Consider the following 19,643-nt stretch of genomic DNA (forward strand, 5'->3'; position numbering starts at 1 on the left):
TCAGTTTATAAAACATTTACATCAGGACCGTCGCGGGCCGGACCAGGGCGGCGCAGCGACGGAGATAATTTCATTGCTCAACATATTACAGGGGCATGCCGGACAGGCGCCCGATGTAAGGCGAGCGTCAACGGCGCTTCATGACACCCGGCATGCGCAGCTCGGTATGGCCGAAGTCCATCATTTTCCAGCGGCCGCCCCAAGTCAGCCCGAGCGATTCGGCCACTTCGCCGTACAGCTGGTAGCCACGCATGGCCCAAGGATCTTTTTCCGAAATCACAATTTTACCGTTACGCACGAACGCACAGTCGGCCGCCAGGCCGTACTGGTGCCAGCTCTGGAAGGCGGCGGCGTTGGTGACGGACGAGCCCATCGCGGCCAGCTTGTTCTGGCGCTCCGGACTACGATAGCCTTCCAGGATCGCCATGTCGTAACCATGCCGTTCTTTCATTATTTTAAACGCTTGGAGCAGGCGTTGGGTGTAAGCCGGATTCATCAAGCCCCAGTCGCGGCTGGCCGAGACGATCATCGGGCGTTCCTGTTCGACTTCCACGGTGGCAAACAGCATCGGCGGCAGCGGTGGCGGCGGCACCAGGTTCTCGCCTTCGAGCAGGTCGGCCACCTGGGTATCCATCTGGCGGGTCGATTCTTCGTAGCCGCCCAGCGACGAGCCGCCGCTGAACAGCGCCACCAGCGGCGGCAGCGAGACCAGCACCACGCCGCCGATCACCAGCAAATAATGACGGCGCAGAAAATTGCCCGCTTCGTGAGCAGATGCCGTTCCGCTCTGTCGTATTGCCGCAACACTCTGTCCCCTGACGTGCTCCGCCTTGCCGAACCAGCCGCGCAGGCGTGCGCCGGCATGCGCGAGCATGCGCAGCGCGAACGCGCGTCCGGCCGGAAACAGCACCAGGAAGCTGATCAGGCACGCCAGCAGGAAATACAAGGCTACTGCAAGGAACAGCACGGGGACCTCATCGGGACATTCAAAACAAAAAGTGCGATACTGACACAAAGGATTGCTTGGAAGTATATCTTACTGTTCTAGCAATCCGACATAGGATTTAACACTCTTTTGTGTGAAGAAACGCACTGTTGACATGCTAAAAAAGCTTCACGTTTTTTTTGAATAGCGTAAAGTTATGTAGAGATCAACAAGGAGCACCTTTTGCAACATCGTGAAGATCAGCCGCCAGCCTACAGTCGGCCCAGTTTACTTTCTACCGAGCAACAAGAAGCAGCGGCGCGCGCGAGTGCGCAAGCCCGCGAGGCCGCGCAAGCGGCGGACAGCGCCGCCTTGCAGGCCGACCAGGCCAAGCGCAGCAAGAAGGGCTGGCTGGCCGGCGGCGCCGCGGTGCTGGCTGTGTGCGCGGGCGCCGCCGTCTGGCTGGCCTTGCAGCCCGGCAAGCCGGCCGAGGTGACTGTGGCGGCGGCGAGCACGGACGCGGGCACGCCTGGCGCGGCCCGGCCCGACGCGGCCCGGCCTGATGCGGCCCGGCCTGATGCTGCAATGGAATTGAAGCCGGGCGAGTCCGAATCGGATGTGTCGGCCGCCGCCATCCTCGAGCATGGGGCGGCGCCACCGGCTGTCAAGCGGGGGTCGCTCAAGGAGATGCTCGACGCGCCCGCCACGCCCAAGACCGCCGCCGAGGAACTGAACCAATTGCTCGCCAGCAGTCCCGCCGATGCGCCGACGGCGCAATTGAAGGATGCGTCGAAGGCGCAAGCCAAGCCGGCGGCACGCGAGCAAAAGGGCGTGACCGCCAAAGACGGCGTCAAAAAGCCCGTGCTGCCAGCCAAGGCGGTTCCCGCCAAAGCCATCCCGGCCAAGCCCGCGCCGGGCGACGACGCCAGCCTGCTGGCCGCGCTGGTGGCCCATTCCAAGGAGGGCGGCGCCACCAAGGCCAGCAATCCCGGCGCCGCCCCGACCTCATTGAAGCAATGCAAGCAGCTCAACGCCGCCCAGGCGGAACAATGCCGGGTCAGGCTGTGCGCCGGCAGCGCCAAGGACGATCCGCAATGCCGCTCGCTGCGCGTGGCCAAGCCGGAGGCGGACTGAGCGGGCGCACGCGTCGGCAGTCCGGCATGGTCCGGCGTGATGGCGATGTCATCCGACCCGCATGCCGCAGCTCATGATCGTCATCCGGAACCAGGGGGGGCAGGCCTGCGCGCCTGTCCGGCTGCCTAAAAAAGCCTGAGTGCAACAATACTCGTCGTGGCAAGGATTTTCCTTCACAATGACGACTCATTCATCTGCAGGAGCATCACATGCTGAACAAGATCGTTTCCCGCCGCACGCTGCTGGCCGGCGCCGCGCTATGGTTGATGGGAACATCCTCGACGATGGCCCAGAGCGACAAGGTGCTCGATGTCTACATTTTCAACTATTCCGACCAGACCCTGCTCGACGTTTCCGTCAACCAGGTGCGCATGGGCAGTCCCGGGCCGTATCCGTACAGTGGGCGCCGCAACAAAGTCGGCGCGCGCTTTAACGACGGCCCGCAAACGGTCACGTGGCGCGTGGCCGGCACCGGCGGACAGGAATCCGGCCCGATCGTGCGCTCGTCGAACACCCCCACCATGGGCGAAATCCCGTCCGATGCGCGCAATCTGTCGATCCACATCTATCCCGATTTCACAGTCGAATTCAATTTCTCGCGCCGGGTGCCGGTGCTGAGCAAGCGCGGCGAAGCCATCGACGCCGATTACCGCCGCCGCAAGGCGGCGCAGAGTGGCGCGTCATGAGCCGGAGCGCCATCACCGCCGTCGTCACCGGCCACACGCAGGGCTTGGGCGCGGCCCTCGCTGCCGGGCTAATGGAACGCCACATCGCGGTGCTGGGCGTGGCGCGTGGCACGGCGCCCGCACTGGCGGAGCGCTTCGGCCCGCTGCTGCGCGAGTGCCAGGTGAACCTGGCCGACAGTCAGGCGCTGGGCGCCTGGCTGGCCACCTCCGTTTTGCGCGAGCATATCGGCGCAAGCACGCTGGTGCTGCTGATGAATAATGCCGGCACGGTCGATCCGGTCGGCGCGCTGCACGACCAGGATCCGCTGGTGGTGGCGCGGGCGGTCGCGCTGAACGTGGCGGCGCCGCTGATGCTGGCCGCCGCCGTGGTCGCCGCAGCCCCGCAGGCCGAACGGCGCATCGTGCACGTGTCGAGCGGCGCCGCGCGCAATGCTTACACGGGCTGGAGCGTGTACGGGGCCACCAAGGCCGCGCTCGATCATCATGCGCGCTCGGTGGCGCTGGATTACCCCATCGGCCCGGACGGCGGCGTGCGCATTTGCAGCCTGGCGCCGGGCGTCATCGATACCGCCATGCAGGCGCAGATCCGCGCCACGCCCGAGAGCCTGTTTCCGCAGCGTGAGCGGTTTACCGCCTTGCAGCAGGACGGCGCGCTGGCGTCGCCCGCGCAGTGCGCTGCCGGCATCATCGACTACGTGCTCGACCAGCACTTCGGGCGCGTGCCGGTTGACGATCTGCGTACTGCTGCGCGCCAGCAATAGCATTGCCCGGCATGCGCCCGGCAAAACCGATGGCAGCTTCCTGAAAAGAATCGACAGACGTGGTGCGTCAATCCGCACCTGGAACATCCGCCGCGATGGGGCACGCGGGCAGAATGCATCAACGTTTTCGCTTGACGGTGGGGATACAGTGAATCGAACAAGGCCGGGTCGTTGACCGGCATTGCTTCCTTTGCAGACTGTATTTCACCGGGAGAATGGATATGCATGCTCACACTCTTGCCAGGATCATCCGCGCAGCGGCCAGGAGTTTCTGCTCGAAACGTGCAGCAAGGCGTTCGGGCGCGCTTGGTATATGGATGGTGCTATTCGCCGGTCTGCCTCATGGGCACGTCGGGGCACAAGGTTTTCCGTCGTCCAATGATAAAGTGCCTAGCGGATGGAACGGTCCCGTTTTCAAGCTGAGCCAGGACTACCCCACCACGCTGGCGGACGAAGCCTTGCCTTGGCGGGACATCGATCCGACCGTGGAGCCGGAGCGCTTTGGCCGGACGATTTACAACTACGTCCTGGAGGGTAATACGGAAGTCGACTGGGATGTGCGCGCCAACAATGTTCGCAAATGGTATCACGCACCGTGGATGCATTATGGCGATACTGGCCGGGAGTTCATTCGCGGCCTGACCAGGGAGCGCACAACGCCAAGTCCGGCCACAGCCGGCAAGGGCGAACTGGGTCCGGCCCAGACACGATGTTTCCAGAACTGGGCGGTTGGTTTTTACAATTCCCCGGGCGGATATCAGGTTGGAAAAATATGGCAACAAGCAGCCAAGCCGAATGCCGGCTTATCGCAATTCCCGAACGGCACCGTCATCGCGAAGCTGTTATTCACGACGGCGCCCGATTCCGAAGTGCCTTATCTCAAGAACACTGTCGAATGGCGCGCCAATATTCATGTTTTCAATGGGGCAACCTGCCCCAACGGGGCGCTCGCCCGGCAGCCGCAGACGGTACGGCTGATTCAAGTCGATCTTGCGGTCAAGGATGCGCGCGCGGTGGACACAGGATGGGTGTTCGCCACGCTGTCGTATAACGGCATGCGGGCGGGGGACACGCCGTGGGAACGGATGGAACTGGTCGGCGTGATGTGGGGTAACGATTTGGCCAAAAAACAGCAATGGATCAACACTGCCAACGGGACGCCCCAGCATCTGGGCGCGGAAGGGCGGCTCAATGGACCGGTTGACAATCCCAGGTCGTCTTGCATTTCTTGTCATGCGACGGCACAGACGCCCTCCCGATCACCGTTGATTCCTCCCTCGCAAGCCGATGCGCCGCGCTGGTTCGCCAATTACCCCGGTAGCCGCGCTTTCGACGCCGGTGCCATCCCGACTGACTACTCGCTGCAAATCGCCATGGGCATCCAAAACCTGAACCGTTCGAGGACGCCGGTGCGCAGCGCGACGAACAAGGATTCGCCGCCGCTCGTCATCTCGGCGGAAGAGGTGAAGCTGATGAACAGGGCCTTTGATTCCGGCAGGGATATTGCGCTGCCGGTCGTCATTGGCAACAACCTGGAATATCCGTTCGGACGCTGATCGATGGATGGCCTCGCGCCGCTTGCTGTGGCCCATGTCGCCAGGCCATGTCGCTAGCCCGTTTCGCTGTCCACGTAAGCCTGCTCGCGTTGCAGCAGGCTGTCTGGCAGTTGCAGGCCGTCGCGGCGCGCCACGGCGAACATGGCGCGCTCGGTAAATCCGCCGTGCAGGCCGCCGGCGCGGTCGCGCACCAGCCAGTCGACCAGTTCTTCGTAGCGGCAGCGGTAGATCCGTTCCAGCCGCCCCCTGTGCGTGACCGGCGGCGTGACCAGCCGGATGCCCAGTTCATCGGGGCCGAGCACTTCCAGCACTTCCGCCCACAGATATTCTACCCGCTGTGAACTGCTGACAAAGCGCAGCTTGACCAGCGCATTCTCGTACGGATGGCCCAGCAGCGCGCGAAACCGGCCCAGCCCGGCTTTGGCCTGTTCTTTCGCCGCCTGCATGAGCGGGTCGTCCGCTTGGGTGGCCATGGGCGGAAATTCCGGTACCGGGTAGCGCCAGCGCATGTACATGCACAGGCACAGGAGGAGGGCGAGCACGAAAATGAGCGCAAGGTCGGTATCGATGAGCGGCATGGGGGCACCTGTTGTCAAGGGTTCTACAGTCATTGGAGTGGCGCCGTTCCAAAACGTTCCGCAGCGGGTGCGCGGCGCGCGCAAAATACCTTCGCGCACTTGGTGGATCATTGCCACTTGGAATGCTTTTGAACCGTCATCGAGCCGCCTTGCGCGATTTCGCCGCGCGCGCCATCGGCTTCCTTGTTGTTGCATTTTTAACTCGCGACAAAGTCTCGTTGACATTGAAAAACATTGAGTGATATATTTTGCTCATCGATTGGGAGCGTTTCCAATCAGCCGCAAGCGCCGTGACAGTCGATCGCGGCTGTATTACAAGGTCTGCGCAGCAGGGAGTAGTGGAGTCAAGACGTGGCGCCGTCCAGGGCCGCGTACAAAAAACGATAATCAAAAAAATCAAGGAGACGCAATGTTGTATCCGAAGACAAGAAGGACCCTGGTCAGCCTGGCCGTTGCCAGCGCGTGCGGGCTGATCGGCATGTCCGCCCATGCCCAGGCTCCCGCAGCCGCGCCGTCCAGCGAAAGCAACAAGGATTTCATTCCCGAGGTCAAGATTACCGCGACCCGCTACTCGACCTCGCTGCTCAAGACCCCGCTGGCGGTCACCGCCTACAGCCAGGACAACCTGAACCGCATGGGCATCACCAGCGCCAAGGACCTGGCCAATGAAATTCCCAACGTCACCTTCCAGGCCACCGGCGACTCGGCGGTGCAGATCACCATCCGCGGCGTGACGTCCTCGAACACCACCGAAATCGGCGATCCGGCCGTTGGCTTTCACATCGACGGCCTGTACTCGCCGCGTCCGCAGGGCGCCCAGGCGCTCATGTTCGATGTCGACCAGGTCGAAGTGCTGCGCGGCCCGCAAGGAACGCTGTTCGGGCGCAACTCCACCGGCGGCAGCGTCAACGTCATCTCGGCCAAGCCCGACTTTACCGGCAATTACGGCAGGGCCGAGGTCGACATCGGCAATTACCGCAAGAAGCAGGTCAACCTGATCCAGAACATCACCGTCAACGACCAGCTGGCGCTGCGCGGCTCGTTTACCAAGGTTACCCGCAACGGCTGGGCCAACCAGATGTCCGACACGCGCGAAGCGAACGTGCCGTCCAAGGGTTGGATTCCGGATGGCATTCCCGACGTCGACCAGCGCTACAACCACCCGGTCAGCGCCAAGGATTTCTACACCAACCAGGACCAGTACGCGGCGCGCCTGGCGGCCAAATTCAAGATCACCCCCGACCTGACCTTGAACGCCGCCTATGAGCTGTTCCAGGACAATGGCGCCGGCAACACCAGTTTCCGCGACTGCGACCAGGGCGCCGGCACCCGTTACGCGTGCAGTGGCGGCCAGTGGGACCTGCTGATCAACGTGCCCGGCAAGACCGACATGACCATCAAGTCGCTGCGCGCCGGGCTCAGCTGGAACGTCAGCAAGAACACCAGCATCGACTACAGCTTCATGCTGGCCAACCAGCAGCGCTCCCAGCTGTATGACGCCGACAAGGGCCTGACCGCCGCCTTGCCGTTCCAGGTCACCGCCGACTACCCGAACCGTCCGGACGCGGCCAACTGGAGCACCTGGCCGCTGGACGACCGCTACCAGGCCACCTGGGACTCGAAATACAAGTCCTCGGTGCAGGAATTGCAGCTCAAGCAGCAGTTCGACACCCTGCAATACGTCGCCGGCCTGTTCTGGATGCACGAGAAAAACCAGATCAACTACGAAGTCGTCGATTTCTTCCGCAAGCCGCACGGCATCGCGTCCGGCGCCTTTTACTCGCAACCGGACCGCCAGGTCGACGCCAAGGCCGCGTTCGCGCAGGCCGACTGGAAATTCATTCCCACCTGGACCGCCACGGCGGGCGTGCGCTACAGCGTCGACACCAAGGAAGACAAGAACGGCCTGAACCTGGGCGGCTGGGCCGGCGAGACCGCTTTCTACCGCGGCCAGTACAACGGCGGCATTCCGAACACGCCCGGCTACCGCTTTCCCCAAGCCAACGACCTGAAGCCCGGCATGGGCGGCAGCGTCGAGGCGTATTCCGGCTACGGCCGGCCGTCGCCGAACGACCACAAGGAAGAATGGAAAAAAGTCACCTGGCGCCTCGGCCTGCAGAAACAGGTCACCGAGAACCAGATGGCCTACACGGCGCTGTCGACCGGCTACAAGGCCGGCGGTTTTGGCGACAAGGTCGACAGCTGCGGCAACCACACCTGCGTCGACGGCAAGAAGGGCGTGGAAACCTTCTTGCCGTACAAGCCGGAACTGGTCACCAACCTGGAGTTCGGCTACAAGGGCAAGTTTCTGGAAAACCGCCTGAGCGTGTCGGCAGTGGCCTTCATGATGCGCTACAAGGACCAGCAGCTGACCAACACCTATTTCGTCAACAAGTTCCGTCCGGACGATGGCAAGCCATGCGCCAGCGACCAGCCCAAGTGCGACGTGTACGAAACCTGGCGCACCATCAACGTCGGCAACAACCGCATTTCGGGGATCGAAGTCGAGTGGGATTACAAGCCATGGAAGGGCGCCAAGGTGGGCGGCGCCTTTTCCAACCTGAACACCTCGATCCGCGACTACGGCTCCTACAGCGACGATTACCTGTGCGACGAGCGTGTCGAGTTCAACCAGGAACGTTGCCCGGCCCAATATGCCGGCGCCGGTCCCGACAACGGCAAGCGCCTCTACGACGTGACCAACAACCGCCTGCCGAATGCGCCGAAATACACGTTCATGCTCAACGCGTCGCAAGCCTTCGTGCTCGACAGCGGCTACAAGCTGACCCCGTACTTCAAGCTCAACTGGCGCGACAAGGTCTACTTTGACGTACGCAACGACGAGTTCGCGCATATCGGCCGCTTCCAGAAAGCCCACACCCTCGGCGACGCCTCGTTGCGGCTGGACGCGCCGAACGGCAACTGGCACGCGGAACTGTATGTGCGCAATGTGTCGGACAAGCGCGTGAAGACGTCCGGCAACAGCGGCCTGGGCGGGCAGATGATCGCCAGCTACATCGAGCCGCGCATGTTCGGCTTGCGCGCCGGGATCAGTTACTAAGGCACCGAAACAACCGTTTGGCGAGCCCCGCGTGCCGCAAGGCGCGCGGTGGACCGGTGTGGCCCAGTCCCCGGGCCACGCCGGTTTTTTTGCTTGTTTGAGTATGTCAACTGCATATCGACCGGAGAACCGGATGACAGAGCATCGCATCAAACAGATCGTGATCGTCGGCGGCGGCACGGCCGGCTGGATGAGCGCCGCGGCGCTGTCGCAGCTGCTGCCCGTGGGCCACCAGTACCGGCTGATCGAGTCGGACCAGATTTCCACCATCGGGGTGGGGGAGGCCACCATCCCCAGCATCCGCAATTTCAACCTGCACCTGGGCATCGATGAGAACGACTTCATCCGCGCCACCCAGGGCACCTTCAAGCTCGGCATCGAGTTCGTCGACTGGGGCCGGCAGGGCAGCAACTATATCCACGGCTTCGGCTCGGTCGGACGCGACCAGCCGACCGCCAACTTTTTCCATTACTGGCTCAAAATGCACCAGGCCGGGCAGGCCGACAGCCTGGAGCCGTACTCGATCAACACCATGGCCGCGCGCTTGGGCAAGTTCAGCCGGGGGCGGCCAGACCTGCCCAATTCGCCGCTGGCGGACCTGTCGTACGCCTTCCATTTCGATGCCGGCCTGTATGCGCGCTACCTGCGCAGCTACAGCGAAGCGCGCGGCGTGCGGCGCACCGAAGGGCGCATCGTCGAGACCGAGCTGCATGCGGATGGATCGATCGCCGCGCTGCTGATGGAAAACGGCGAGCGTATCGGCGGCGATTTTTTCATCGATTGCTCCGGCATGGTGGGCTTGCTGATCGAGCAAGCCTTGCACACCGGCTATGAGGACTGGAGCCACTGGCTGCCGTGCGACCGCGCCATTGCCGTGCCCTGCGAATCGCACGGCCCGATGGCGGCGCTCACGCGCTCGACCGCGCACACGGCCGGCTGGCAATGGCGCATTCCCTTGCAGCACCGCACCGGCAACGGCCATGTGTTCTCAAGCAAGTTCATGAGCGCCGACGAAGCCCAGGCTATCCTGATGAACAATCTGGACGGCCAGCCGCTGGCCGAACCGCGCCTGCTCAAGTTCACCACCGGCAAGCGCAAGCGCGCCTGGAACAAGAACTGCGTGGCGATCGGCTTGTCGGGCGGCTTCATGGAACCGTTGGAGTCGACCAGCATCCATATGGTCAAGACAGCGTTGATGCGCCTGATCAGCTTTTTCCCGGACCGCGGCTTCGACCAGGTCGATATCGACACCTTCAATCGCCTGTGCGACAAGGAATACGCGCAGATCCGCGACTTTTTGATCCTGCATTACAAGGTCGGCACGCGCGACGATTCGGCCTTCTGGCGCTATTGCCGCGACATGGAGGTGCCGCCTGAGCTCCAGCGCAAGCTCGACCTGTACGCCAGCCACGGTCGCATCCTGCGCGAGGATGAGGAGTTGTTTCCCGAGGATAGCTGGCTGCAGGTGATGCACGGGCAGGGCTTGCGCGCGCGTGGCTACAATCCGGTGGTGGACCAGCGTGCGCCGGACGAGATTGCCGACTTCCTGCAGGGGACGCAGGCGGTGATCCGCAAGTGCGTCGACGCCATGGGCAGCCACGAGCAATTTATCAAGGCCAACTGCCAGGCGGCGTCGCTGCGGCGCGCGGCCTGACTGACGACTGGGCGTAAAAAAACCGGCACGCGGCCGGTTTTTTTTGACTGCTGAAGCAGCTTAGAACGAGAAGCGCATGCCGGTCGAGAGGATGGTTGCCTTCAACGAACCATTCTTGCCCTTGGCAACGGTGCCGTAGTTTTCGTATTCGACGAACGCGGCGATGTTCTTGGTGACAGCGAAGGTTGCGCCAACGCCCAGCAGGGCATCGGTCTTCTTCTTCTTGTCGTCGCCTTCGCCAACCATGAGTTGCTTGGTGCGGTTTTTAGCCAGGCCCAGCTTGGCGGTAATGGCGAATTTTTCGCCCAGCGGCAGGGTGGCGGTGCCGGCTGCGTAGAACGAACGCGCGCGCGAACCGCTCAGTTTGCCGCCGGTTTCGGCTTTGCCGAAATCGGTGTAGCCGGCTTCGACGCCGAAGTTCTTGTCGAAGTTAAAACCGGTGAACAGTTTGAACGCGACGTCCTTATCCTTGTAGGTACCTTCGGTGATGGCCAGTACTTGTTCTGCTGCGCCAATACCTGCACCGACATACGAGCTTTCGGCTTGCGCCGCCATTGGAAGGGAGGCGGCGGCCAGCAGGGCGAGAGCGAATTTGTTTTTCACGTGAAATCCTGTAAATGGTTTGTAAAAATATGTCGCCAAATGTCGTCACTTGGCAAAAACAGCCGAAATTATATATCGGTCAACCTTGCCGGGGCATCCGGGACTTTCTGTTTTGATATCGAAATCATCGAAATTTGCTGCAAAACAACACTGCTTTCGCTGACTGGCTGGATCAGGCGCTGCGTTTGCGCAAGCGGAAGAAGCCATTCATGGTCAGGCGCCCGCGCGCCGGATCGGGGTGGAGCAGGGCGGCGTCCTCGATCTGGGCCGCGTGGAAAATCTCACCATCGTAAAAAATGGCGCGGTTAAATTGCGCGGGAATGGTGCACAGTTGTTCGAAATCGGCGTTCGACGCGCTCAGGTAACCGCCCGCGTGCGCATCGGAGGCGATGCCGGCGTGGGCCGCGCGCAGCACGCGTACCGTGTGCTCGGAACCTTGCGTGGGGCGGTAAAAACTGGTGCCGCCCATGCGGGCGTCGTCGAACAAATAGACCACGGCGGCCGCCGCACCGGTGCCGGGCGCGAGGTCGGTGCAGTCGCGATGGCACAGGCGCTGCAAGGGATGCAGTTCGGGCGGCGACAGGGTGGCCAGCGCCAGGCGCGCCACCACGCTGATGGTGCGTTGCGCTCCCAGTGCGCGCCGGATGTGCTGGATGAAGAATTCGTCGAGGCGCAAGGCGGTCTCGCGGCCCAGGTCCAGTTCCGGGCCGGGATAATAATTGGCCGGATCGACGGCAAAGCGCGCCTGCGCGGCCGCCGCCTGGGCGACCAGCGCGCGCGGATCGAGCAGAAAGTCGTCCACCACGACGCAGGGCGCATGCCCGGCAATGGCGACGTATCGGACGGTGGGGCGGGGGTTGAACACGGCGGCTCCATGCGGACAGGGTGTGAAAACGACCGTCATCGCGTTCCCGTCTGTTTGCGCGTTGACACTGAAATTCTTTGAATGATATAGTCAGCCGACGAAATTGGAAAGCCTTCCAATTCAAAGCGGGCACGGACGCCAAAGCGCCGGGGCGTCATCACAGACAGACCCGCTCTACCAGGAGACTATGTTGAAACAAGGTATTTTGCTTGCAACGCTGGCGCTGGCAAGCGCCAGCGCCGCTTTCGGCGCCGACCCTAAACCCGAAGTGATCCACTGGTGGACGTCCAGCAGCGAGGCCGCCGCCGTGCGCACCATCGCCGACGCCTACCGCGCCGCCGGCGGCGTCTGGACCGACACGGCCATTGCCGGCGCCGACCAGGCGCGCGCGGTGGCGGTGAACCGCATCGTCGGCGGCAATCCGCCGATGGCGGCCCAGTTCAACACCACCAAGCAGTTCACCGACCTGGTCGAGCAGGGCATGCTCAATAACGTCGACGATGTCGCCCTCAAGGAAGGCTGGGACAAGTTCCTGCCCGAGCCGGTCCTGAGCGTCATCCGCGTCAAGGGCCATTACTACGCGGTGCCGGTGAATATCCACATGCAGGCCTGGATCTGGTATTCCAAGGCCGCGTTCCAGAAGGCCGGCATTGCGAAAGAGCCGGCCAGCGTCGACGAACTGTTCGCCGCGCTCGACAAGCTCAAGGCCGCCGGCCTCATTCCCCTGGCCCACGGCGGCCAGCCATGGCAGGAAAACATCCTGTTCCTGTCGATGCTGGCCCACATGGGCGGCACCGACTTGTACCTCAAGGTGCTGCGCGAGCGCGACCCGGCGGCCATCAATTCCGAGGCCTTCCGCCGCGTGCTGCTCAACTTCAAGCGCCTGCAATCGTATGTCGACCCCGGCGCGCCGGGCCGCAACTGGAACGACGCCACCGCCCTGGTCATTGCGGGCAAGGCCGGCGTGCAGGTCATGGGCGACTGGGCCAAGGGCGAATTTTCCGCCGCGCGCCAGAGCGCCGGCAAGGAGTACGGCTGCATCGCCGGCTTCGGCCCGCGCTCGCCCTACCTGATCCAGGGCGACGCCTTCGTCTTCCCCAAGACCGCCAATGCGCAGCAGGTCAAGTACCAGAAGCTGCTGGCCAGCGTGGTGGTCGCACCGGGCACCCAGGTCGCCTTCAACAAGCTCAAAGGATCGATCCCGATCCGCGGCGACGTCGACGCGTCGGGCATGGACCCGTGCGCGCGCGCCGGCATGGCCATCATGAAGGACCGCACGCGCCATGTCGGCATCGGCGAGGTGTATCTGACGCCCGACCAGAACGGCGCCATGCAGGACGTGCTGACCGCCTTCTGGAACACCAAAATGCCGGTCGAAAAGGCGCAAAAGCAGATCGCGGCGGCGTTGCGCAACGAGCAGTGAAGCGGCGCGCGCTTGTGAGAGGGCGCCCGGATGCAGTATGCTGGCTTTTTTTGGTCCCCATTTTTGAACGGAAGAAGCGCGCGTGGCAACTCTCAAAGACGTAGCATTGCGGGCCGGCGTCGGCCTCGGAACCGCCTCGCGTGTCGTCAGCGGCAAGGGCGCGGTCTCGCCCAAGACGCTGGCGCGGGTCCAGAAGGCGATCGAGGAACTCGAATTCCATCCCTCGTACGCGGCCCGCTCGCTGATGCTGGGCAGCTCGCAGATGATCGGGGTGTACATACCCTACCTGAGCGGCACCTTTTACACGCCGATCCTCAAGCTCATTTACGCCGAACTGCGGGCGGCGGGGCTGAACATGGTGGTCGGTTTCGGCATCGGCAGCGACGACGAGCGCACCCAGGCGGTGCAGGGCATCGATTTTCTCAAGGAGCGCGGCTGCGACGGCGTGCTGGTGATGAGTAACGTGCTGCGCGATGAAGACATCGACGCGCTCGGGCCGCGCAAGTCGCGCCTGGTGCTGCTCAATCACAGCGTGCCGTCGATCGCCGCCCAGAGCTTCACGATCGATCATTTGCTCGGCGGTCGCCTGGCGGCGCAGGCCTTGCTGCGCGAAGGGCATCGCGATATCGCCGTCATCGCCGGGCCGCGCGGCGCGCCCGATAACGTCGAGCGCATCGACGGCTTCTTGAGCGAGCTGGCGCAGGCCGGGATCGATACCGACGGCCTGTGGGTGGCCGAGAGCGACTTCGCGCCCAAGGGCGGGTGGGAGGCGGCCAGGGAGCTGGCCGAATCCGGGTATCCGTTCACCGCTGTTTTTTGCGCCAACGACGATATGGCGGTGGGGGCGCTGTCGTACTTCCAGCAGGCCGGCATCGCGGTGCCGGAGCAGGTATCGGTGCTGGGGTACGACGACACCAACAGCGCCGAGTACACGGCGCCGCGCCTGACCACGGTGCATATGCCGTGGACCGAGATGACCTTGAGCGGCTTGAATTGCCTGCTCAATCGCTGCTACGGGATGGAGCGGCCGGTGACGCATGATTATCCGGTGACGATTGCGCTAAGGGCGTCGCTGGGGCGTGCGAACGACGTGTAGGCCGGCCAGGCGGTGCCACGCGCCTGCGTCCGTCGTTCCCGCGCAGGCGGGAACCCAAGTTAGTGCCGCAGCCGTAGACCGCTCCACAACCTGGGGTCCCCGCCAAGGGGGCCGCCGAGGCCGGGAACGACGAAAGCTATGCGGTCGACGATTGACGGCATACGCCACCAGCCCCAAAACCTTAACTCAAACGCATCAAATATTCTTCCAGCGCCCTTGCCGGCGCATTTTTTTGTGGTAAAGTGGAAGCGATTCCAATTTCTCATCGAGCAACTTCAAACTGATCGATTCTTCCTATGACCATCCAGAAAAACGCCCCGCACCAGCTCCTTGCACGCGCCAGTTTCGGCGACGACTTCCTGTGGGGCTGTTCGACGTCGGCCTTCCAGATCGAGGGGGCCGGCAGCGCCGATGGGCGCGTGGCGTCGATCTGGGACACCTTCTGCGCCACCCCCGGAAAAATCCGCGACGGCGCCGACGGCCAGGTCGCCTGCGACCACTACCACCGCTGGCCGGAAGACCTCGACCTCGGCCAGTCGCTCGGCCTGAACGCCTACCGTTTCTCGATCGCCTGGCCGCGCATTTTCAGTGGCGCGGGCAAGCCGCCCAACGAAGCGGGGCTCGACTTCTATTCGCGCCTGGTCGACGGCATGCTCGAACGCGGGCTGCAACCGTGGGCCACGCTGTACCACTGGGACTTGCCGCAAGCGCTGCAGGACCAGGGCGGCTGGGCCAACCGCGCCACGGTCGACGCCTTCGTCGAGTATGCCGACGTGGTCACGCGCCGCCTGGGCGACCGCGTGCGCCACTGGATCACCCACAACGAGCCATGGTGCACCGCCATGCACGGTAACCTCGACGGCATGCACGCGCCGGGCCTGCGCGACGCGCCGACCGCGCTGCAGGTGTGCCACCACGTGCTGCTCTCGCACGGCCTGGCCACGCCCGTGATCCGCGCCAATGTGCCTGATGCGCAGGTCGGCATCGCACTGAGCCTGCACCCGATCCGCGCCGCCTCCGACAGCGAGGCGGACCAGCAAGCGCTGGCGCGCCACGACGGCTTTCGCAACCGCTGGTTCCTCGATCCCTTGTATGGCCGCGGTTATCCGCCGGCGACCCTGGCGCTGCTGGGCGAGGCGGCACCGACGGTGCTGGAGGGCGACATGCAAGCGATCGCCGCGCCGACCGATTTTGTCGGCCTCAATTACTACTTCCCGGAGGTGGTGCGTGACGCGCCATCGGCCGGCTTCCTGCGCACCGAGGTGGCCTTGCCGCAGGACCGCGAGCGCACCGATTTCGGCTGGGAAGTCGCGCCCGACGGCCTGACCGAACTGCTGCTGCGCATCGCGCGCGAGTACCAGCCCGGCCCCGTCTACGTGACCGAAAACGGGTCTTCCTACGACGACGTGGTGCAGGCCGACGGCAGCGTCGACGACGAAGCGCGCCGCCACTACCTGGTGCGCCACCTGGCGGCCGTGCGCGCGGCGCAGGAGCAGGGCGTGGACGTGAAAGGCTACTTCGCCTGGAGCCTGCTGGACAATTTCGAATGGTCGGAAGGCTATCTGCGTCGCTTCGGCATTGTCCACGTCGACTTCGACACCCAGCTGCGCACCGTGAAAAGCAGCGGCCGCTGGTACCGCGAGTTTCTGCACGGACGCAACGAACGCTAGGCTGGCCGTCGCCGATGGACCAAGCCGACACGCAAAAGAGGCAACGTCCTACGCGCGCAGGCGGCGGGTGTATTTATCATGAAGGCATGACTTTTCAGGAGGAAGAATCATGTTTTCTTTGAATAAATTGAGCCCCTCGGTGACCGACATGATCCGCTTCGATCATTCGCATGTGCTGGTAACTTTCCACCAGTACACAACCGCCTCGCGCGCCGGCGTCAAGAAGGCGCTGGCCGAAACCATTTGCGACGCGCTGGAAATCCATGCGACACTGGAAGAGGAAGTGTTTTATCCGGTTCTGCGGCGCCTGGACGGGGCCGAGCCGGTGATCCGGAAAAGCCAGCCCGAACATGATGAAATGCGGCGCCTGATCGGCGCGCTGCGCGCCACCGCGCCGACCGACCGCCGGCACGACCAGTTGCTGCACGAGCTCATGCGCGACGTGATGCACCATGTGGCTGATGAAGAAACGGTGCTGCTGCCCGAAGCCGAGCGCATGCTGGACCAGGATAGCCTCAACGAATTGGGCGCGCAGATGACCAAGCGCCGGCTGCAACTGCTCAAGCCCAAGGTGGGCAAGATCGCGGCCAACACGGCGGTGGGGTTTTCGGGCAGCACCGCCGCCATCGTGGTGGGGCTGGCCAGCGCGCTGATGGCGGCGCGCTTTGTATCGAAAAAAATTGCGGCGTAAGCGAGACTGTTCCGCGCGGCGTCGCGCCCGACCAGGAAACGCATGACGCCGCCCATGACGCCACGCATGACGCCACATCTTACGCCACGTATCACGCCATTTGGTAACGCCGCCGTGCGCCGCACCTACGACACCTATCCCGCCCCGATACGCGCGTCGCTGATGGTGCTGCGCGAACTGATTTTCGCCACGGCGGCGTCGACCGAGGGCGTGGGCGAGATCGAGGAAACGCTCAAGTGGGGGGAGCCCGCCTATCTCACCACCGGGAGCAAGAGCGGCAGTACGATTCGCCTCGGCTGGAAAAAGTCCGAGCCGATGCAGTACGCCATCTATTTCAACTGCAAAACCACGCTGGTGGACACGTTTCGCAGCATCTTTCCGCACGACTTCGTCTTTGAAGGCAGCCGCGCGCTGGTCTTCGAGCAAGCCGCCATCGTACCGGTCGATGCGCTGGCATTCTGCATCGCCAGCGCCCTCACGTATCACCGCTTAGCTGCCCCTACGGCATGAGCGTGTGCTTGCGCACGATCGCGCCGATCTGTTGCTTGTCCCTGGCGACGATCTCGTACAGCTTCTTGTAGTGGTCGTTGCTCCAGAACGCCAGCAGGCGGTCATGTTCAGCCTTGCCCAGCACGCTTTCCACGCCGTCGAGTTCGAGCCAGATCACCAGCAGGTGCTCCTGCGACGAGGCCAGGCTGTCGGCGCCGTCGGGATAGCCGACCGGCAGGGCAGGGTAGCGCTGCCTGATCTCGCGCAACGCCGCGCGCGCCTGGCGGGGATGGCTGGACAGCCACCGGTGCATCTGCTCGTGAATAAAGGTCGAGAGCAGGGCGCCGTCGTCATCCAGGTGGCGCGCGTGCAAGGTCAACACCGGATGGCTGTGTGGAATCGTGTCCTGGTCGAACATGATGCGTTCGGTATGAATCCACCGGCCCAGGTCGTACCTGGCGGCCAGGCGCTCGAGTTGCTGCTGCGATTGCTGTTCGCGCTCGCTGCCGTGCTTGAGGCTGATGTTCAGGGCGGCGGCGGCGGGCAAGGCCAGCGCCGTGGCAATCAGGATGGCGAGGATGCTGCGTAATGGTAAGGTCGGCATGGTGCTCCGCATGGGTTCCCCCGGCTGCCGGGCGGCGCGAGGACGCGCTCCAGCGCGCCCGTGCATCCTGCCACAACATGGCAATTCTGCAAAGCTTCCCGCGCGTTAAAACTCTTCCCAGCCATCGTCGCCACCGGTGGCGGCGGGCTGTTTGGCCGGCGCCGGCCTGGCGGCGGCGAGCGCCTTGCGCGGCGCGGCGGCACGCGCCACGGGTGCGCGCGTCACCGCCGGCGCCGCTGTGCGCGCCATGGCGGGGCGCACCAGGGCGGTCGCGCCATCGAGCTTGAACACGCTGACCACTGCGGCCAGCTGGCTTGCCTGATCCTGCATCGAGGCCGACGCCGCCGCAGCCTGTTCGACCAGCGCCGCGTTTTGCTGGGTCGCCTCGTCCATCTGGGTAATGGCCGCGTTGACCTGCTCGATGCCGGCGCGCTGCTCGTCGCTGGCGTGGGCGATTTCGCTGATGATGTCGTTGACGCGGCGCACGCTGCCAACCACTTCGCCCATCGTCACGCCGGCCTGGTCCACCAGGCGTGTGCCGAGCTCGACTTTCTCGACCGAATTGTCGATCAAGGCCTTGATTTCCTTGGCGGCGCCGGCCGAGCGCTGGGCCAGGTTGCGCACTTCCGACGCCACGACCGCGAAGCCGCGCCCCTGTTCGCCGGCGCGGGCCGCTTCCACGGCCGCATTGAGCGCCAGGATATTGGTCTGGAAAGCGATGCCGTCGATCACGCCGATGATGTCGACAATTTTCTTGGCCGAATCGTTGATCGCCCCCATGGTTTGCACCACTTGCGACACGGCGGCGCCGCCGCGCACCGCCACCTCGGACGCTTCGGTGGCCAACTGATTGGCCTGGCGCGCGTTGTCGGCGTTTTGCTTGACGGTGGCGGTCAGCTCTTCCATGGATGAGGCGGTTTCTTCCAGCGAACCGGCTTGCTGCTCGGTGCGGGACGACAGGTCGAAATTGCCAGACGATATTTGCGCCGATGCCGTGGCGATCGTGTCGGTACCGGTGCGTACTTCGCCGACGATGCGCGCCAGCGAGGTGTTCATGGTCTTGAGGGCGCCGAGCAGCTCGCCGATTTCATCGGTGGAATCGGCTTCCACATGCGCGCTCAGGTCGCCCTCTGCCACTTGCTGGGCGAAGCTCACGGCGCGCCGCAGGGGCACCGTGATATTGCGGGCCAGCCAGAGCGCGATGACGCTGGCCAGCACGGCCGCCAGCACGCCGCCGCCGATCAGCATGGCGGCGGTCTGCGTATCGAGCTCCTTGGCGTCCCTGGCGCGCTGGACCAGCAGCACTTCTTCGGCGCCGGTGATCTCGGCGATCAGGACGCGCATGGCGTCCATGCCTTTCTTGCCCTTGCCTTCCTTTTCGGCGGCCACCACGCCGGCCATGTCGCCATCGGCCGCCGCCTTGCGCTGGGCGATGGCTGGATCGATTGCGCTGGCCAGCCACCCTTCCTGCTCGCGCTGCAGGCGCTGCAGGCGTTCTTGCTGGACCGGATTATCCGCCGTGAACGCGGTGGCCTGCTTCACGTGCTTGAGAAACGCGGTCTTGCCGGCGTTGTAAGGCTCCAGCGAGGCCGGATTGCCGGTCAGCAGAAAGCCGCGCTGGCCGGTTTCGATATTGATCAATTGACTCAGGGCGGCGTTGACTTCGGCGACCACCTGATAGGTGTGCACATTGATATCGTTGGCGGCGCCGAGCTTCTTGAAGTTGGCGTACGCCACGCTGACCAACAGGACCAGCAACAGCACCACGGCGGCAAAACCCAGATACAGGCGCGCTCCGATTTTCATATTGGACAGGGTCATCAACGTTTCCTTGTGGAGAGTGAAAG

General features: G+C 63.8%; 17 protein-coding genes. 11 read left to right on the forward strand and 6 right to left on the reverse strand.

All coding sequences use genetic code 11. The features are described from left to right. Positions 1-127 precede the first annotated feature (127 nt). Positions 128-967, reverse strand: coding sequence for a M15 family metallopeptidase (locus tag F0185_RS25010; protein WP_368737957.1), 840 nt, complete (start codon positions 965-967; stop codon positions 128-130). 201 nt (positions 968-1,168) lie between these two features. Between F0185_RS25010 and F0185_RS25015 the strand changes: the two genes are divergently transcribed. The 4 genes from F0185_RS25015 (at position 1,169) to F0185_RS25030 (ending at position 5,062) form a co-directional block, all read left to right on the forward strand. After that, positions 1,169-2,059, forward strand: a complete 891-nt coding sequence (locus F0185_RS25015; protein ID WP_167229073.1) for a hypothetical protein — start codon at positions 1,169-1,171, stop codon at positions 2,057-2,059. 209 nt (positions 2,060-2,268) lie between these two features. Then, a complete protein-coding gene (locus F0185_RS25020) occupies positions 2,269-2,745 on the forward strand; it encodes a hypothetical protein (protein ID WP_167229075.1) in 477 nt (158 codons plus the stop codon). Further along, positions 2,742-3,506: an SDR family oxidoreductase gene (locus F0185_RS25025; RefSeq protein ID WP_167229077.1), complete on the forward strand. Its 765-nt coding sequence runs from the start codon at positions 2,742-2,744 to the stop codon at positions 3,504-3,506. The genes F0185_RS25020 and F0185_RS25025 overlap by 4 nt, the downstream gene beginning before the upstream one ends. Positions 3,507-3,727: 221 nt before the next feature. Next, positions 3,728-5,062: a hypothetical protein gene (locus F0185_RS25030; protein WP_167229079.1), complete on the forward strand. Its 1,335-nt coding sequence runs from the start codon at positions 3,728-3,730 to the stop codon at positions 5,060-5,062. 53 nt (positions 5,063-5,115) lie between these two features. Here F0185_RS25030 and F0185_RS25035 read toward each other — a convergent pair whose 3' ends face one another. Further along, positions 5,116-5,640: a DUF2314 domain-containing protein gene (locus F0185_RS25035; RefSeq protein WP_167229081.1), complete on the reverse strand. Its 525-nt coding sequence runs from the start codon at positions 5,638-5,640 to the stop codon at positions 5,116-5,118. A gap of 409 nt (positions 5,641-6,049) precedes the next feature. Here F0185_RS25035 and F0185_RS25040 point away from each other — a divergent pair, with 409 nt between their 5' ends. Continuing rightward, entirely contained in the window at positions 6,050-8,701 is a 2,652-nt protein-coding gene (locus tag F0185_RS25040) for a TonB-dependent receptor (RefSeq protein WP_167229083.1), read from the forward strand. Between the two features lie 133 nt (positions 8,702-8,834). Then, positions 8,835-10,355, forward strand: a complete 1,521-nt coding sequence (locus F0185_RS25045; protein ID WP_167229085.1) for a tryptophan halogenase family protein — start codon at positions 8,835-8,837, stop codon at positions 10,353-10,355. A 60-nt stretch (positions 10,356-10,415) separates the two neighbouring features. On the opposite strand, the gene F0185_RS25050 is transcribed toward F0185_RS25045, so the two are convergent. Next, positions 10,416-10,958, reverse strand: a complete 543-nt coding sequence (locus tag F0185_RS25050; protein WP_166895391.1) for an outer membrane beta-barrel protein — start codon at positions 10,956-10,958, stop codon at positions 10,416-10,418. A gap of 172 nt (positions 10,959-11,130) precedes the next feature. After that, positions 11,131-11,823, reverse strand: a complete 693-nt coding sequence (locus F0185_RS25055; RefSeq protein WP_167229087.1) for a DUF6445 family protein — start codon at positions 11,821-11,823, stop codon at positions 11,131-11,133. 187 nt (positions 11,824-12,010) lie between these two features. Between F0185_RS25055 and F0185_RS25060 the strand changes: the two genes are divergently transcribed. The 5 genes from F0185_RS25060 to F0185_RS25080 all read left to right on the forward strand — a co-directional run bounded on the left by F0185_RS25060 (position 12,011) and on the right by F0185_RS25080 (position 17,213). After that, positions 12,011-13,246 carry an ABC transporter substrate-binding protein gene (locus F0185_RS25060; RefSeq protein ID WP_167229089.1) on the forward strand — a complete coding sequence of 412 codons (1,236 nt, stop codon included), beginning with the start codon at positions 12,011-12,013 and terminating at the stop codon, positions 13,244-13,246. 82 nt (positions 13,247-13,328) lie between these two features. Next, a complete protein-coding gene (locus tag F0185_RS25065) occupies positions 13,329-14,342 on the forward strand; it encodes a LacI family DNA-binding transcriptional regulator (protein ID WP_167229091.1) in 1,014 nt (337 codons plus the stop codon). A 296-nt stretch (positions 14,343-14,638) separates the two neighbouring features. Next, positions 14,639-16,012 carry a GH1 family beta-glucosidase gene (locus tag F0185_RS25070; protein ID WP_167229093.1) on the forward strand — a complete coding sequence of 458 codons (1,374 nt, stop codon included), beginning with the start codon at positions 14,639-14,641 and terminating at the stop codon, positions 16,010-16,012. 109 nt (positions 16,013-16,121) lie between these two features. After that, positions 16,122-16,703 (forward strand): hemerythrin domain-containing protein, encoded by a 582-nt coding sequence (locus tag F0185_RS25075; protein WP_229477173.1) that lies wholly within the window; start codon positions 16,122-16,124, stop codon positions 16,701-16,703. Positions 16,704-16,769: 66 nt separating this feature from the next. Continuing rightward, positions 16,770-17,213: a DUF1801 domain-containing protein gene (locus F0185_RS25080; RefSeq protein ID WP_167229095.1), complete on the forward strand. Its 444-nt coding sequence runs from the start codon at positions 16,770-16,772 to the stop codon at positions 17,211-17,213. Here the strand turns inward: F0185_RS25080 and F0185_RS25085 are convergent. Beyond that, on the reverse strand, positions 17,203-17,796 hold the full coding sequence (locus F0185_RS25085; protein ID WP_167229097.1) for a hypothetical protein: 594 nt from the start codon (positions 17,794-17,796) through the stop codon (positions 17,203-17,205). The two genes, F0185_RS25080 and F0185_RS25085, sit on opposite strands and share 11 nt — an antisense overlap. Positions 17,797-17,901: 105 nt before the next feature. Beyond that, positions 17,902-19,617, reverse strand: coding sequence for a methyl-accepting chemotaxis protein (locus tag F0185_RS25090; RefSeq protein WP_167229099.1), 1,716 nt, complete (start codon positions 19,615-19,617; stop codon positions 17,902-17,904). Positions 19,618-19,643 lie beyond the last annotated feature (26 nt).

The organism is Massilia rubra (assembly GCF_011682065.1).
Lineage (GTDB): Bacteria > Pseudomonadota > Gammaproteobacteria > Burkholderiales > Burkholderiaceae_D > Telluria_A > Telluria_A rubra.

Excerpts from the sequence above, each read along its gene's own strand:
- F0185_RS25045 (WP_167229085.1), top strand. The coding sequence starts at position 8,835 with ATGACAGAGCATCGCATCAAACAGATCGTGATCGTCGGCGGCGGCACG.
- F0185_RS25035 (WP_167229081.1), bottom strand. The coding sequence starts at position 5,640 with ATGCCGCTCATCGATACCGACCTTGCGCTCATTTTCGTGCTCGCCCTC.
- F0185_RS25030 (WP_167229079.1), top strand. The coding sequence starts at position 3,728 with ATGCATGCTCACACTCTTGCCAGGATCATCCGCGCAGCGGCCAGGAGT.
- F0185_RS25070 (WP_167229093.1), top strand. The coding sequence starts at position 14,639 with ATGACCATCCAGAAAAACGCCCCGCACCAGCTCCTTGCACGCGCCAGT.
- F0185_RS25020 (WP_167229075.1), top strand. The coding sequence starts at position 2,269 with ATGCTGAACAAGATCGTTTCCCGCCGCACGCTGCTGGCCGGCGCCGCG.
- F0185_RS25025 (WP_167229077.1), top strand. The coding sequence starts at position 2,742 with ATGAGCCGGAGCGCCATCACCGCCGTCGTCACCGGCCACACGCAGGGC.
- F0185_RS25090 (WP_167229099.1), bottom strand. The coding sequence starts at position 19,617 with ATGACCCTGTCCAATATGAAAATCGGAGCGCGCCTGTATCTGGGTTTT.
- F0185_RS25080 (WP_167229095.1), top strand. The coding sequence starts at position 16,770 with ATGACGCCACATCTTACGCCACGTATCACGCCATTTGGTAACGCCGCC.
- F0185_RS25060 (WP_167229089.1), top strand. The coding sequence starts at position 12,011 with ATGTTGAAACAAGGTATTTTGCTTGCAACGCTGGCGCTGGCAAGCGCC.
- F0185_RS25075 (WP_229477173.1), top strand. The coding sequence starts at position 16,122 with ATGTTTTCTTTGAATAAATTGAGCCCCTCGGTGACCGACATGATCCGC.
- F0185_RS25040 (WP_167229083.1), top strand. The coding sequence starts at position 6,050 with ATGTTGTATCCGAAGACAAGAAGGACCCTGGTCAGCCTGGCCGTTGCC.
- F0185_RS25085 (WP_167229097.1), bottom strand. The coding sequence starts at position 17,796 with ATGCCGACCTTACCATTACGCAGCATCCTCGCCATCCTGATTGCCACG.